8 protein-coding genes and 1 pseudogene are annotated in these 13,431 nt (G+C 74.6%); 5 read left to right on the top strand and 4 right to left on the bottom strand.

Annotated features, from left to right (window positions below; translation table 11 throughout):
- The first annotated feature begins 19 nt into the window (after nucleotides 1-19).
- The 3 genes from NRO40_RS14415 to NRO40_RS14405 all read left to right on the top strand — a co-directional run bounded on the left by NRO40_RS14415 (nucleotide 20) and on the right by NRO40_RS14405 (nucleotide 2,217).
- Nucleotides 20-604, top strand: coding sequence for an LURP-one-related/scramblase family protein (locus tag NRO40_RS14415; protein ID WP_232791190.1), 585 nt, complete (start codon nucleotides 20-22; stop codon nucleotides 602-604).
- Nucleotides 605-646: 42 nt separating this feature from the next.
- Nucleotides 647-1,051 (top strand): hypothetical protein, encoded by a 405-nt coding sequence (locus tag NRO40_RS14410; protein ID WP_058944045.1) that lies wholly within the window; start codon nucleotides 647-649, stop codon nucleotides 1,049-1,051.
- A gap of 191 nt (nucleotides 1,052-1,242) precedes the next feature.
- The gene (locus tag NRO40_RS14405) at nucleotides 1,243-2,217 is read left to right on the top strand and encodes a pirin family protein (RefSeq protein WP_058944044.1); all 975 of its coding nucleotides are present in this window, start codon (nucleotides 1,243-1,245) and stop codon (nucleotides 2,215-2,217) included.
- Nucleotides 2,218-2,432: 215 nt separating this feature from the next.
- Here the strand turns inward: NRO40_RS14405 and NRO40_RS14400 are convergent, their stop codons facing one another.
- A complete protein-coding gene (locus tag NRO40_RS14400; protein ID WP_058944043.1) occupies nucleotides 2,433-4,550 on the bottom strand; it encodes a SpoIIE family protein phosphatase in 2,118 nt (705 codons plus the stop codon).
- A 148-nt stretch (nucleotides 4,551-4,698) separates the two neighbouring features.
- Between NRO40_RS14400 and aspS the strand changes: the two genes are divergently transcribed.
- Nucleotides 4,699-6,465: an aspartate--tRNA ligase gene (gene aspS, locus NRO40_RS14395; protein ID WP_058944042.1), complete on the top strand. Its 1,767-nt coding sequence runs from the start codon at nucleotides 4,699-4,701 to the stop codon at nucleotides 6,463-6,465.
- 1,140 nt (nucleotides 6,466-7,605) lie between these two features.
- Nucleotides 7,606-8,445: a L,D-transpeptidase family protein gene (locus tag NRO40_RS14390; protein WP_058944041.1), complete on the top strand. Its 840-nt coding sequence runs from the start codon at nucleotides 7,606-7,608 to the stop codon at nucleotides 8,443-8,445.
- Nucleotides 8,446-8,611: 166 nt separating this feature from the next.
- Here NRO40_RS14390 and NRO40_RS14385 read toward each other — a convergent pair.
- From NRO40_RS14385 to NRO40_RS14375, 3 genes and pseudogenes are all read right to left on the bottom strand, one after another.
- Nucleotides 8,612-9,517: pseudogene (locus tag NRO40_RS14385) on the bottom strand (DMT family transporter); the annotation flags it as partial.
- A 302-nt stretch (nucleotides 9,518-9,819) separates the two neighbouring features.
- Nucleotides 9,820-11,430 (bottom strand): methionine--tRNA ligase, encoded by a 1,611-nt coding sequence (metG, locus tag NRO40_RS14380; protein WP_058944040.1) that lies wholly within the window; start codon nucleotides 11,428-11,430, stop codon nucleotides 9,820-9,822.
- A gap of 245 nt (nucleotides 11,431-11,675) precedes the next feature.
- Nucleotides 11,676-13,268, bottom strand: a complete 1,593-nt coding sequence (locus NRO40_RS14375; RefSeq protein ID WP_058944039.1) for a VWA domain-containing protein — start codon at nucleotides 13,266-13,268, stop codon at nucleotides 11,676-11,678.
- Nucleotides 13,269-13,431: the final 163 nt, after the last annotated feature.

Here is a 13,431-nt window from a genome sequence, read left to right as displayed (position 1 = left end):
GCCTGCCTACTGTTCCTCTGTGGAGCAGCTGAGCGAATTCGTGATGACGCAGAAGATCACCCCGCTGGTGAACCGGTACGTCGTCACGGGGCCGGACGGCGGTGACGTCCTGGCGTTCGCCGAGCAGAAGCGGTTCGCCCTGAAGGAGGAGCTGACCTTCTGGACCGGGGAGGACCGGTCGCGGGTGGTCGGCGGGTTCACGGCCCGCAAGGTGATCGACTTCGGCGGGGTGTACGACGTGACCGGCGCGGACGGGGAGCCGGTCGGCTGGTTCCGCAAGGACGTCAAGGCGTCGCTGCTGCGGTCCACCTGGCAGCTGGCCCAGGGCGGGGAGCCGGCCGCCGTCGGGCGCGAGCGCAGCCTCGGCGTGGCGCTGGCCCGGCGCGCGTGGGAGGTCGTGGACGCGGTCGTGCCGGTCGTGCCCGTGCCGCCGATCCCCTTCGTCCACCACTTCGACTTCGTCCGCGACGGTGAGCCCGTCCTGTCGGTCGAACGGATGTGGGGCCTGCGCGACCGGTACGCGGTGCGGATCCAGGACCCCGCGCTCGACCGGACGCTCGCCCTCTGCATGGCCGCCGGGCTGGACGCCCTGCAGAGCCGCTGAAGAGCCTCCTGATCACCCCGTTCCGAACCGAGGAGCACGCACATGCTGGTGCTGGAATTCGTCCTGCACGCCCTGATGGACCTGGTGCTGTGGGCGGGCGGCAGGAGTCTCGACCGGGTCCGCGCGGCCCGGCGGATCGCCGCGTACCGGCGCGGGGAACCGGTCGCCCTGCGGTGCCGGTACCGCGTCCGCGCCCACGGGCCGTCGACGCGGCCCGCCCGGCTCACGCTGGGCCGCTCGGGCGCCGCCCTGGACGCCCCCGGGGCGCGGGGCCTGGCGCTGTCCGGCCCGACCGGCGCGGCGACCGGTGGCGGGCGCGGCGGGACGGTCCTCACCTGCACGGTGACGGGCCCGGACGGCACCCCGCAGCCGGCCGAGGTGTCCCTGCTGACGTGGGACGCCGCGCTGGTGCGGACCGTCGAGGAGGCCGTCGCCGCGCCCCGCTGACCCCCTGCCGCCGAGCCGCGCACGGTCCCGTCCGGGCGGTGGGTGGGACGGGAGGGAACAGGCCGACCGGAGGGGCGGGGGAGCGTCGCGGGACGGGAATGGGGGGACCCGGGGCGGTGTTCCCCTGGCAAGAAGTTCAAGCTTCAACTAAAGTGGGCGTACGCCGCCCCGCCGACACCCGGAGGTCCGCAATGCCTGCCGTCACCGTCGAGAACCCGCTCACCCTGCCCCGCGTCACCGCGCCGACCGGCGCCGCCGCCCGCAAGGTGCTCGCCGTGACCACCGCGCCCAGCGGCTTCGAGGGCGAGGGCTTCCCGGTCCGCCGCGCGTTCGCCGGGATCAACTACCGCCACCTCGACCCGTTCATCATGATGGACCAGATGGGCGAGGTGGAGTACGCGCCGGGCGAGCCCAAGGGCACCCCCTGGCACCCGCACCGCGGCTTCGAGACGGTCACGTACCTGATCGACGGGACCTTCGTCCACCAGGACTCCAACGGCGGGGGCGGCACCATCACCAACGGCGACACCCAGTGGATGACCGCCGGGTCCGGGCTGCTGCACATCGAGGCCCCGCCGGAGTCGCTCGTCATGTCGGGCGGGCTCTTCCACGGCCTCCAGCTGTGGGTGAACCTCCCCGCCGCCGACAAGATGAAGGACCCCCGCTACCAGGACATCCGCGGCGGCTCCGTCAAGCTCCTCACCTCCGGCGACGGCGGCGCGCTGCTGCGCGTCATCGCCGGCGAACTGGACGGGCACGAGGGACCGGGCATCACGCACACGCCGATCACCATGGTCCACGCCACGCTGCGGCCGGGCTCCGAGGTCACCCTGCCCTGGCGGCAGGACTTCAACGGCCTCGCGTACGTCCTCGCCGGGCGCGGCACCGTCGGCGCCGAGCGCCGGCCCGTCCACAGCGGGCAGACCGCCGTCTTCGGCGACGGCGGATCGCTCACCGTGCGCGCCGACGAGAAGCAGGACGGCCACACCCCGGACCTGGAGGTCGTGCTCCTCGGCGGGCGCCCCATCCGGGAGCCCATGGCGCACTACGGGCCGTTCGTCATGAACACCCGGGACGAGCTGATGCAGGCGTTCGAGGACTTCCAGGCCGGGAGGCTCGGCCGCGTCCCCGCCGTCCACGGCATGGGCGAGGGCCTGCCCGTCTGACCCCGTCCGACACCGCACCACCCCCGTGGGCCCCGCCTCAGGCGGGGCCCACGGGCGCGTGCGGGGGCGGGGGCGGGTGGGCGTGCGGTGGGGTCGCGCCGGCCGCTCACGGTCCGGCCCGCACCCGGTCACCGCCGCAGCCGCAGCGCCGGCGGGTCCCGGAGCGGGGTCCGCTCGGCTCGCGGACGGCGCCACCGGCCCCGGCGGTGGGGGACTCACGCCGCGGCCGGGGCGCCGCCCTCGTACAGCTCGAACCAGATCGACTTGCCGTCGCCCCGCGGGTCCACGCCCCACGCGTGCGCCAGCATCTCCATCAGCAGCACCCCGCGCCCCGACGAGGCCATCTCGCCCGGGCGGCGCCGGTGCGGCAGCTCGTCGCTGGCGTCCGCGACCTCCACCCGCAGCCGCCGCGCCCCCTGCTCGCCGGTGGCCTCCGCCACCAGCAGCGCGTCGCCGTCGGTGTGCACCAGGACGTTCGTGACCATCTCCGACACCATCAGGACCGCCGAGTCCACCTGGTCCCCGTCCGCCCAGTCGTGCAGCAGCTCCCGCAGCTGCCGCCGGGCGCCGGCGATGCGCTCCGGCTCGGCCTGCGCGATCGTGAGGACCGTCCGCCGCGGCGGCGCCTGCCGCCCGGCCGGCCCCGCCGCCGCGCGCGACAGCAGCAGCACCGCGATGTCGTCCTCGCGGCGGTCGGCGAGCGGGCCCGTCGTGTGGTGGGAGCCGGGGCCGTGCACCGCGTGCACCAGCGAGTCCGCCAGCACCTCCAGGTCCTCGGTGGCCGGGTCATACTCCTCCAGCAGCTTGCGGACCCGCAGCCAGCCCGTCTCCATGTCGTGCCCGCCCGTCTCCAGCAGGCCGTCCGTGCAGAGCAGCAGGGTGTCGCCCGGCTCCAGCGTGAGCCGGGTCGTCGGGTAGTCCGTGTCCGGGACGATGCCCAGCGGCAGACCGCCCTCCGTCGACCTGACCAGCACCGTCCCGTCGGCCATGAGGACGGCCGGCTCCGGGTGGCCCGCGCGGGCGATGTCGAGCGTGCCCGTCGCCGGGTCCACCTCCAGGTACAGGCACGTCGCGAAGCGCGCCGCGTCGACGTCGCCGGCGTAGGCGTCGCCCGCGTCGCCGTTGCCGCCCGCCGTGATCCCGTACAGGAACCGCGACGCCCGCGACAGCACCGCGTCCGGCCGGTGGCCCTCCGCCGCGTACGCGCGCAGGGCGATCCGCAGCTGGCCCATCAGCCCCGCCGCCCGCACGTCGTGGCCCTGCACGTCGCCGATGACGAAGGCGGCCCGGCCGCCCGGCAGCTGGATCATGTCGTACCAGTCGCCGCCCACCTGGAGCCCGCCGCCCGTCGGCACGTACCGCGCGGCGACCTCCATGCCCGGCACCGCGGGACCCAGCACCGGCATCATCGTCCGCTGGAGGCCCAGCGACAGCTCCCGCTCCGACTCCGCCACCTCGGCCCTGGCCAGCGCCTGCGCCAGCATCCGCGCCACCGTCGACAGCACCGACCGCTCGTCCGGCGTGAACCCCACCCGGTACGCGAACGCCGCCATCCACGCGCCCATCGTCCGGCCCGCCACGATCAGCGGCAGGAACGCCCACGACTCCCGCCCGAACCGCTGCGCCAGCGGCCACGCCGCCGGGTACCGCTCCTTGTACTCCTCCGGCGTCGCCAGGTAGATCGCCCGCCCGGTGCGGACCACGTCCGCGGCCGGGTAGTCCGTGTCCAGGGGCATCTCCGCGAAGGGGCCCTCGTCGCCCACGCTGTGCCCGTGGTGGCCGATGATCGTCAACCGGTCGCCCGCGACGCCGAACACCGCGAGGCCGTCCGGCGAGAAACCGGGCATCGACAGCGACGCCGCCACCCGCAGCACCTCCGCCGTCGACCGCGCCTCGGCCAGCGCCCGCCCCGCGTCCAGCAGGAACGCCTCGCGCGAGCGTCGCCAGTCGCCCGTCACCGGGGTCCGCGCCGCCGTCCCCGGCTGCTGCTCGGCCACCTCCTGGAGCGTGCCGACCAGCTCGAAGCGGCGCCCGTCCACCAGGGGCCGCGAGCGGCTGCGCAGCGTGCGGATCACCCGGCCCCGCCCGTCCATGACGCGCAGCCGGGCCTCCGCGAGGGTGCCCTCGGCCACCGCCAGGTTGACGATCCCGTCGATCTCGTTCCAGTCGACCGGATGGAAACGCGAGCGGATCGCGCCCTCCGTCAGCTCGACCGGCTCGGCCGGCAGCCCCAGCAGCCGGGCCGCCTCGGCGTCCAGCGAGACGATCCCGGTCGCGTTGTCCCAACGCCACAGACCGGTCAGGATCGCGGCCAGGACGTCCTCGGTGCGCATTGCCCCACTTTAAGAAGGTGCACCAGTCGGACGCCACCGTACGGGGGGTGCGGGCTGCGGCTCGACAATGCCGGAAACCGGCCGGGGGGCGGACGGTAACCTTGACGGGTCGAGCCCCACCCACCCACCCAAGACTGGATGAACGACGATGCATCGGTACAGGTCCCACACCTGCGGCGAGCTCCGCGCCTCTGACGTCGACACCGACGTCCGGCTGAGCGGCTGGCTGCACAATCGGCGCGACCTGGGCGGCATCCTCTTCATCGATCTGCGCGACCACTACGGCATCACGCAGCTCGTCGCCCGGCCCGGCACCGCCGCGTACGAGGCGCTCGACAAGCAGACCAAGGAGTCGGTGGTCCGCGTCGACGGCCGCGTCGTCTCCCGCGGCACCGAGAACGTCAACGCCGACCTGCCCACCGGTGAGGTCGAGGTCGAGGTCGCCGAGGTCGAGGTGCTCGGCGCCGCCGGCCCGCTGCCGTTCACGATCAACACCGACGACGGCGTCAACGAGGAGCGGCGCCTGGAGTACCGCTTCCTCGACCTGCGCCGCGAGCGCATGCACCGCAACATCATGCTGCGCACGGCCGTGATCTCCGCGATCCGCCACAAGATGGTCGCCCTCGGCTTCAACGAGATGGCCACGCCGATCCTCACCGCGACCTCGCCCGAGGGCGCCCGCGACTTCGTCGTGCCGTCCCGCCTCAACCCGGGCAAGTTCTACGCGCTGCCGCAGGCGCCCCAGCAGTTCAAGCAGCTGCTGATGGTCTCCGGCTTCGACCGCTACTTCCAGATCGCGCCCTGCTTCCGCGACGAGGACGCCCGCGCCGACCGCTCGCCGGGCGAGTTCTACCAGCTCGACGTCGAGATGTCCTTCGTCGAGCAGGAGGACGTCTTCCAGCCGATCGAGAAGCTCATGACGGAGCTGTTCGAGGAGTTCGGCGGTGGCCGCCACGTCACCTCGCCGTTCCCGCGGATCCCGTTCCGCGAGGCGATGGTGAAGTACGGCTCCGACAAGCCCGACCTGCGCGCCCGCCTGGAGCTCGTCGACATCACGGACGTCTTCGCGGACTCGGGCTTCAAGGCGTTCGCCGGCAAGCACGTGCGCGCCCTGCCCGTCCCGGCGGTCCAGGACCAGCCGCGCAAGTTCTTCGACTCGATGGGCGACTTCGCCGTCGAGCACGGCGCGAAGGGCCTGGCCTGGATCCGCGTCGGCGAGGACATGGCCCTCACCGGCCCGATCGCGAAGTTCCTCACCGAGGACGACGTCAAGACCCTCACCGACCGCCTCGGCCTGCAGCCGGGCCACGCCGTCTTCTTCGGCGCCGGTGACGTCGACGAGGTCTCCAAGATCATGGGCGCGGTCCGCGTCGAGGCCGCCAAGCGCGCCGGCCACTTCGAGGAGAACGTCTTCCGCTTCTGCTGGATCGTCGACTTCCCGATGTACGAGAAGGACGAGGAGACCGGCAGGATCGACTTCTCGCACAACCCCTTCTCCATGCCCCAGGGGGGCATGAAGGACCTGGAGGAGAAGGACCCGCTGGACATCCTCGCCTGGCAGTACGACATCGTCTGCAACGGCGTCGAGCTGTCCTCGGGTGCCATCCGGAACCACGAGCCCGAGATCATGATCAAGGCGTTCGAGATCGCCGGGTACGACCGCGACACCGTCGAGCAGGAGTTCGCGGGCATGCTCCGCGCGTTCCGCTTCGGCGCCCCGCCGCACGGCGGCATCGCCCCGGGCGTCGACCGCATCGTCATGCTGCTCGCCGACGAGCCGAACATCCGCGAGACCATCGCGTTCCCGCTCAACGGCAACGCGCAGGACCTGATGATGGGCGCGCCCACCGAGCTGGACGAGACCCGCCTGCGGGAGCTGAACATCGCGCTGCGCAAGCCGGTGTCGGAGAAGTAGGAGAACGGTCGGCCGAAGGCCCCGGGACCGCACGGTCCCGGGGCCTTCGGCATGCCCGGGACGGGGTCCGGACGGCCGGTGGGCGGGGCCGGCCGGGTGCGGGGGTCGGGGAGCGGACCTGCCTGGACCGGGTCGGTCCCGGTCCAGGGCCGGGAGGCCGGACCGGGACGACCGGGGGTTGGGTGGGGCCGCCGGGGGCCGGTGGCCGGAGGTGGCGGCCGGGTGCCCGAGGCGGCGGGCGAGGGCCGCCCGGGGGCCGGGGATCGGGCGCGGGTCTGAGGCGGCGGGCGGGGGCGGCCGGGGGTGGGCCGGAGGCCGGATGCCGGGAGGGCGGGCGTGGTGGATCGGGGCCGGGTGCCGTGGCGCCGGCCGGGGGCCGGGCACGGCGGGCTGGGGGTCGGGCCCCGTGCGGGCGGGATGAGGGTCGGGTACGGCGGGTCAGCGGCGGCGGGTCGGTCGGGCGCGGTGGGCCGGGGGGGGGGCTGGAGGCGGCGGGCCGCGGGGCCTGACGTGGTGGCGGTGGCGGTGGCGGTGGCGGTGGCAGGGGGCGGGTGTGGTGGCCCGGAGTGGACATGTGGGCCGAGGGGTCGGGTGCGGCGGGTCGGTCGGGCGCGGTGGGCCGTGGAGGCGGCGGGCCGCGGGGCCTGACGTGGTGGCGGTGCCGGTGGCAGGGGGCAGGTGTGGTGGCCCGGGGTGGACATGTGGGCCGAGGGGTCGCGTGCGGCGGGTCGGGGGGCCGGACATGGGAGCCGAGGGTCCGGACGCGGCGGGTCGGGGGCGGACGCGGGAGCGGGGCGGGCGTGGCGGATCGGGGTCATGTCCGGCCCCCCCGTCTCCGGGCGCCACGTCTGTTCGAGGGGCCGCGCCCCCGCCGACGGCCCCGCAACCCCGATCGGCCGCCGCCGCGTTGACAGGGTGTGAACCACCCATACGACGAAGGACGGCGGGTACGTGGACGCGACGAAAGGGACGCGGCGGCGCTGCGCGGGGGACGGGCCGGTCCTCCGGATGACGGCGGGTGACGCGCCGGACGGCGCGACGGCGCCGAGACTGGCTGTGGCGTCCCCGGCACGTCCTGCCGGCGCGACGGCGTCCCCCGTCGACGCGACCCCCGTCCCGAGCACCACCGAAAGGCCCGACATGCCCGTCCCGCGACGCTCCCGCCTCGTCCTGGCCGCGACGCTGCTGTTCCCGCTCCTGCCGCTGGCCGGTTGCACCGTCGCCGCCGAGCCGGTCCAGGCCCCGGCGGGCGGTGACCGGCAGCGGCACTCCGCCGGCCCCACCCCGGCGCCGACCGGCGCCGACCGGCAGCGGCAGCCCGCCGGCGCGGGCCGGGAGGGCGCCGCCGCCGCGAAGGCGGCGCCCGGGCCGCCGGCGCCCGCGACCCGGCCCGTCATCCCCGGCCTCGGTCCCGCGACCCGGGCCCGCATCCCCAAGGACAGTCGGCAGGCCGTCGTGGTCCGCGGCGACGGCCGGGACGCCAGCACCTCCACCGCGACCCTCTACGAACTCGACCCCGTCACCGGCTGGACGGCCGTGTCCGACCCGTGGCCCGCGCACAACGCGGCGAAGGGCTGGACCGATCACCACCTCCAGGGCGACCTGCGCTCCCCGATCGGCGTGTACGGCCTCACCGACGCGGGCGGCCTCCTGCCCGACCCGGGCGCGCGGCTGCCGTACGAGCAGGGCCACGGCTTCACCGTCACCGGGAACGGCTCCCTCGGCGAACCGCTGGAGGGGTCGTTCGACTACGTCGTCGCCATCAACTACAACCGTCGCCCGGGCGTCACGCCGCTGGACTGGACCCGCCCCTGGGGCGACGAGCGCGGCGGCGGCATCTGGATCCACGTGGACCACGACGGCCCGACGCAGGGCTGCGTCTCCCTCGAACGGGACCGCATGCGGGAGCTGCTGCGCTGGCTCGACCCGGAGAAGAAGCCGGTGGTGGTGATGGGCGACGTCCTCAGTCTCGGCCGCTGACGGGCCCGGTGCCCGGTCCCGCCGGCACGGGCCCGGGCTCCGACGCGGGCACCGGCGCGAGGGCGGTCGCGAGGGCGGGGGCGGGCGTGGCCGCGGGCGACGGCACCGGCACCTGCACCTGCACCGGCCCCGGTACGGGCACCGGGACGGGCGCGGGCGGGGCCGTTGCGCGGTCGGCGGCGGTACGGCCCCACGCCGTGCCGCACAGGACGAGCGCCACGCCCACGAGGCCCGGCCACCCCGGCCGGTCACCCGCCAGGGCGATGCCCGCCACTGCCGCCCACACGGGCTCGGTGCCCAGCAGGAGGCTCACCCGTGACGGGGAGGTGCGCCGTACCGCCCACATCTGCACGAAGAACGCGAAGAGCGTGCAGCACACCGACAGGTACAGCAGCCCCAGCCACTCTGCGGCGCCGAAGCCGACGGCCACCGCCCACGGCGTGCCGTCCGCCCCGGCCACCGGCGTCAGCACCGCGAACACCAGCGTCGCCGCGCCGAGCTGCACGGTCGTCAGCGACAGGGAGTCCGCGCCCCGCACCGACCGCAGGCGCGCCATGGCCAGCACGTGGACCGTACGGGCCACGGCCGCCGCCAGCACCAGCAGGTCGCCGCCGGACGGGGCGCTGAACCCGCCGCCCTGCGTCAGCAGCACCACACCGAGTACCGACAGGCCGGCCGCCGCCGTGAACGCCCCGGGCAGCCGCGTGCCCCGGACCCGGCTCTCGGCGATCGGCGTGAAGATCATGGTCAGGCTGATGATCAGGCCGGCGTTGGTCGCGGACGTGTGCACGAGCCCGTACGTCTCCAGCAGGAAGATCCCCGCGAGGATCGCCCCCAGCAGCGTTGCGCCCCGCACCTGGGCGGCGGTGAGCGACCGCAGCCCCCGCCACCCGGCGACGACCAGCGCGGGCAGCACCACGGCGAACCGCAGCACCAGCACCCCGAGCACGGTCTGCGCGGTGGTGATGCCCTTCGCGGCGAGGTAACTGGAGCCCCACGCCACCGCCACGAGCAGGACGGGCAGGTCGGTCAGCCAGGCACGGCGGGCGACGGGGGCGGGGACGGCGGTCATGGGGCTCCTCGGCACGGTTCGGGCGGGGGTCCGGGCCCGCCGCACGCGGTGCGGTCGTCGCCCGGCGGCGTCGACGGGCCCGCACAGCGTAGTGGCACCGGGGGAACACCCGTTCGGGCGCGTGGGGGCCGACCACGGATCGCTCCGGCGCGCCCACGCCGAGGACCTGCCCCCCACCGGGGACCCCCGCCCCGGTGGCGTGCACGCCGCACACCACCGCCCCGGCGCGCCGACGCCGAAGACCGCCGCCCCCGGTGCGGGAGGCGGCGGTCCTCGGACGGGATCCGGTCGGGCCGGCGGCGTCAGGCCGTCTTCTTCGGCTCCTCCAGGCGCGGGAACAGCACCGCGCCCTTCGTCACCGTCGCGCCCACGGGGAGCCGGCCCCACGTGGCGGCGTCCTGCACCCGCTGGTCCGCGAGGGCGCCCAGCGCGGGCTCGGCGCCCAGGGACTCCCACAGCTTCTGCGAGGTGTCCGGCATCACCGGGTTGAGCAGGACGGCCACGGCGCGCAGCGCCTCGGCCGCCGTGTACAGGATCGTGGCGAGACGGGCCCGGCCCTCCGGGGAGTCGTCCTTCGCGACCTTCCAGGGCTCCTGCTCCGTGATGTAGCCGTTGACCTGCTTCACGAAGTCGAAGACCGCCAGGATGCCGCCCTGGAAGTCCAGCTCCTCGCCGATCTTCCGGTCCGCCTCGGCGACGGCCTTCTCCAGCCCGTCCCGGACGGCCTGCTCGGCGTCACCGGCGGCCGTGGCCTCCGGCAGGGCGCCGTCGAAGTACTTGCCGACCATCGCCGCCAGGCGCGAGGCGAGGTTGCCGTAGTCGTTGGCCAGCTCGGAGGTGTACCGGGCGGTGAAGTCCTCCCAGGAGAACGAGCCGTCACTGCCGAAGGCGATGGCCCGCAGGAAGTACCAGCGGTAGGCGTCCACGCCGAAGTGCGAGGTCAGGTCCTGCGGCTTGATGCCGGTCAGGTTCGACTTCGACATCTTCTCGCCGCCGACCATCAGCCAGCCGTTGGCCGCGACCCGGCCGGGGACGGGCAGCCCCTGCGCCATCAGCATCGCGGGCCAGATCACGGCGTGGAAGCGGAGGATGTCCTTGCCGACCAGGTGCACGTTCGCGGGGAACGTCTCGTCGAACTTGGCCTGGTTGGAGCCGTAGCCGACGGCCGTGGCGTAGTTCAGGAGCGCGTCGACCCACACGTAGATGACGTGCTTGTCGTCCCACGGGATCGGGATGCCCCAGTCGAACGTCGACCGGGAGATCGACAGGTCCTGGAGGCCCTGCTTCACGAAGTTCACGACCTCGTTGCGGGCCGACTCGGGCTGGATGAAGTCCGGGTTCGCCTCGTAGAACTCCAGCAGCTTCGGGCCGTACTCGCTCAGCTTGAAGAAGTAGTTCTCCTCCTTGAGGATCTCCACCGGCTTCTTGTGGACGGGGCAGAGCTTCACGCCCTGCTCGCCGTCGATCAGGTCGCCGGGGAGCTTGTACTCCTCGCAGCCCACGCAGTACGGGCCCTCGTAGCCGCCCTTGTAGATCTCGCCCTTGTCGTACAGGTCCTGCACGAACTCCTGGACGCGGTCCGTGTGCCGCTTCTCCGTGGTGCGGATGAAGTCGTCGTTCGCGATGTCCAGGTGCTCCCAGAGGGGCTTCCAGGCCTCCTCGACGAGCTTGTCGCACCACTCCTGCGGGGTGACCCCGTTCGCGTCGGCCGTGCGCATGATCTTCTGACCGTGCTCGTCCGTGCCGGTGAGGTACCACACCTTCTCGCCGCGCTGACGGTGCCAGCGCGTGAGCACGTCGCCTGCGACGGTCGTGTAGGCGTGGCCCAGGTGAGGAGCGTCGTTGACGTAGTAGATGGGGGTCGTGACGTAGAACGCCTTCGCCCCCTGCTTCTCGGATCCAGTGGCCGCCATGGTCGAAATCCTAACGGGCGCCCGAACCACCCCCCACCTCCGAATCCGCCGCCCCGCCGCGGGGACGCGCGGAGACGTTCCGGGCGCAGGGGGCCGGCGGACGGGCCCGCCCGCCGGGCTCGGCCCGTCCCGCGTGCGGTCCGTCGCAAAGGCGCGCGGCGGCACGGTACGCGTCCGTGCCCGGCGGCCTCGGCGGGGGCCTGGTCCGTCACCGTGGACCCGGCCCCCGCGCCGGCGGAGCCGCGTCAGACCGACCAGGCGGCGAGGGCCTCGCGGTAGAAGCGGGCGTGCGGGACCTCGCGCGGGTCGGGGCCCGCGTGGAAGAACGCGGCGTTGTCGACGTCGAGCTTGCGCAGGTAGTCGAACGCCTTGCCGTCCTCGTCGCCGAACGCCACGAACTGCCAGAACACCGGCCGCCCGGTGGCCGCCGCGTCGGCGAGCGCCTGCGTCGCGGCGGTCTTCGACTCGGGGGCGCCGTCGGTCTGGAACAGGACCAGCGCGGGCCGGTCGGCGCCGGACTCCGCGTGGTGGTCGACGACCTGCTTGATGGCCCGGTCGTAGTTGGTCCGGCCCATCCTGCCGAGGGCGCCGTGCAGCTCCTCGATACGGCCCTCGACCGCGTCGAGGGTGACCTCGCCGGTGCCGTCGACCTCGGTGGAGAAGAACACCACCGGTACGGTCGCGGCCTCGTCGAGGTGCGCGGCGAGGGCGAGCGCCTGCTCGGCGAGGCGCTGGGCGCTGCCGTCCTTGTAGTACGGCCGCATCGACCCGGACCGGTCGAGCACCAGGTACACGGTCGCCCGCGCCCCGACGAGCCCGCGCTTGCGCAGCACGGCGCCGGCGGCCTTGTACGCCTCGACGACGCTCTCCGGCGCCCGCGCCTTCACCCGGGCGAGCGACACGGCCGCCTTCCCGGAGCCGGAGGGAGCACCGGCGCCTGCAGCGTCTTCAGCCCCTTCGGCCCCTTCGGCCCCTTCGGCCCCCGAAGCGTCGGCTCCCCGGGCGGGGCTGTCCGTCGCGGAGGCGTCCTCGGCAACGTCCTCGGCGGCGGGTGCGTCGGTCCGCGGCGTGTCCTGGCCGCTGTCGGTCGCGGCGTCCGGGGTGGCGTCCTCCCGAGTGGGGGCGTCCTCGTCGGCACCCTGCTCGGCGGCCGGGGCGTCGGCCTTCGGCGCGTCCTGGCCGCCGTCGGTCGCGGCGCCCGTGGTGTCGGCTTCCCGGGCGGCGCTGTCCTGGGCGTCGGCTTCCGGCGCGGGAGTGTCCTCGGCATCCTTGTCGGCGGCCGGGGCGTCGGCCTTCGGCGCGTCCTCGCCGCCGTCGGTCGCGGCGTGCTGGGCGGCGTCCTCCCGAGTGGGGGCGTCCTCGGCATCCTGCCCGGCGGCCGGGGCGTCGGTCTTCGGCGCGTCCTGGCCGCTGTCGGTCGCGCCGTCCGGGGTGGTGGCGTCCGGGGTGGTGGCGTCCGCCCGAGCGGCGGCGGCGTCCGCCCGAGCGGCGGCGTCCGCGTCCTCGTCGGCCTGCGGCGCGTCGCTCCGAGCCGTGACGTCCTCCGCGGGAACGTCCGTGGACTCCGTCCGTGCCGCCGGCACCGTGGCCTGCCGGGGCGCCGGGGCGTCGAACGACGCGGCCACGAGCGCCGCGGCGGTCTGCTCCGGGGACGGCGCGTCCTCCGCGCGCTCCGCGGGGGACGGGGCCGCCGGGGACGGCACCGTCGCCACCGCCGCCGGCTCGTCCTGGGGCACCGTGCGTTCCGCCTGGGGCGGGACGGAGGGGGTGGTCGTCGACTCGTCACGCTCCGCGCGGTCGCGTCCGAACACCTTGCGCAGCAAGCTCCGAATGCCCATGGGCCATGGCCTTTCGCATATTGGGTGCTGTATATGTCCGTACTGCTGGGATTCCATAGGAATCATCCCTGGCCAGGGCGGACACGTAAGGTTAGCCGCCCGGAGTGGCGCGGAACGGAGTCCTCCCCGGCCGCAAATCCGGCCGTCAACCCGGCCGTCAACC

It is taken from the genome of Streptomyces changanensis, from assembly GCF_024600715.1.
GTDB classification, from domain to species: Bacteria; Actinomycetota; Actinomycetes; order Streptomycetales; family Streptomycetaceae; genus Streptomyces; species Streptomyces changanensis.
This window is presented reverse-complemented; position numbering and strand designations above follow the sequence as displayed.

Coding starts and splice junctions, on each gene's coding strand:
- NRO40_RS14410 (WP_058944045.1), top strand. CDS start 647: ATGCTGGTGCTGGAATTCGTCCTGCACGCCCTGATGGACCTGGTGCTG.
- NRO40_RS14405 (WP_058944044.1), top strand. CDS start 1,243: ATGCCTGCCGTCACCGTCGAGAACCCGCTCACCCTGCCCCGCGTCACC.
- NRO40_RS14400 (WP_058944043.1), bottom strand. CDS start 4,550: ATGCGCACCGAGGACGTCCTGGCCGCGATCCTGACCGGTCTGTGGCGT.
- aspS (WP_058944042.1), top strand. CDS start 4,699: ATGCATCGGTACAGGTCCCACACCTGCGGCGAGCTCCGCGCCTCTGAC.
- NRO40_RS14390 (WP_058944041.1), top strand. CDS start 7,606: ATGCCCGTCCCGCGACGCTCCCGCCTCGTCCTGGCCGCGACGCTGCTG.
- metG (WP_058944040.1), bottom strand. CDS start 11,430: ATGGCGGCCACTGGATCCGAGAAGCAGGGGGCGAAGGCGTTCTACGTC.
- NRO40_RS14375 (WP_058944039.1), bottom strand. CDS start 13,268: ATGGGCATTCGGAGCTTGCTGCGCAAGGTGTTCGGACGCGACCGCGCG.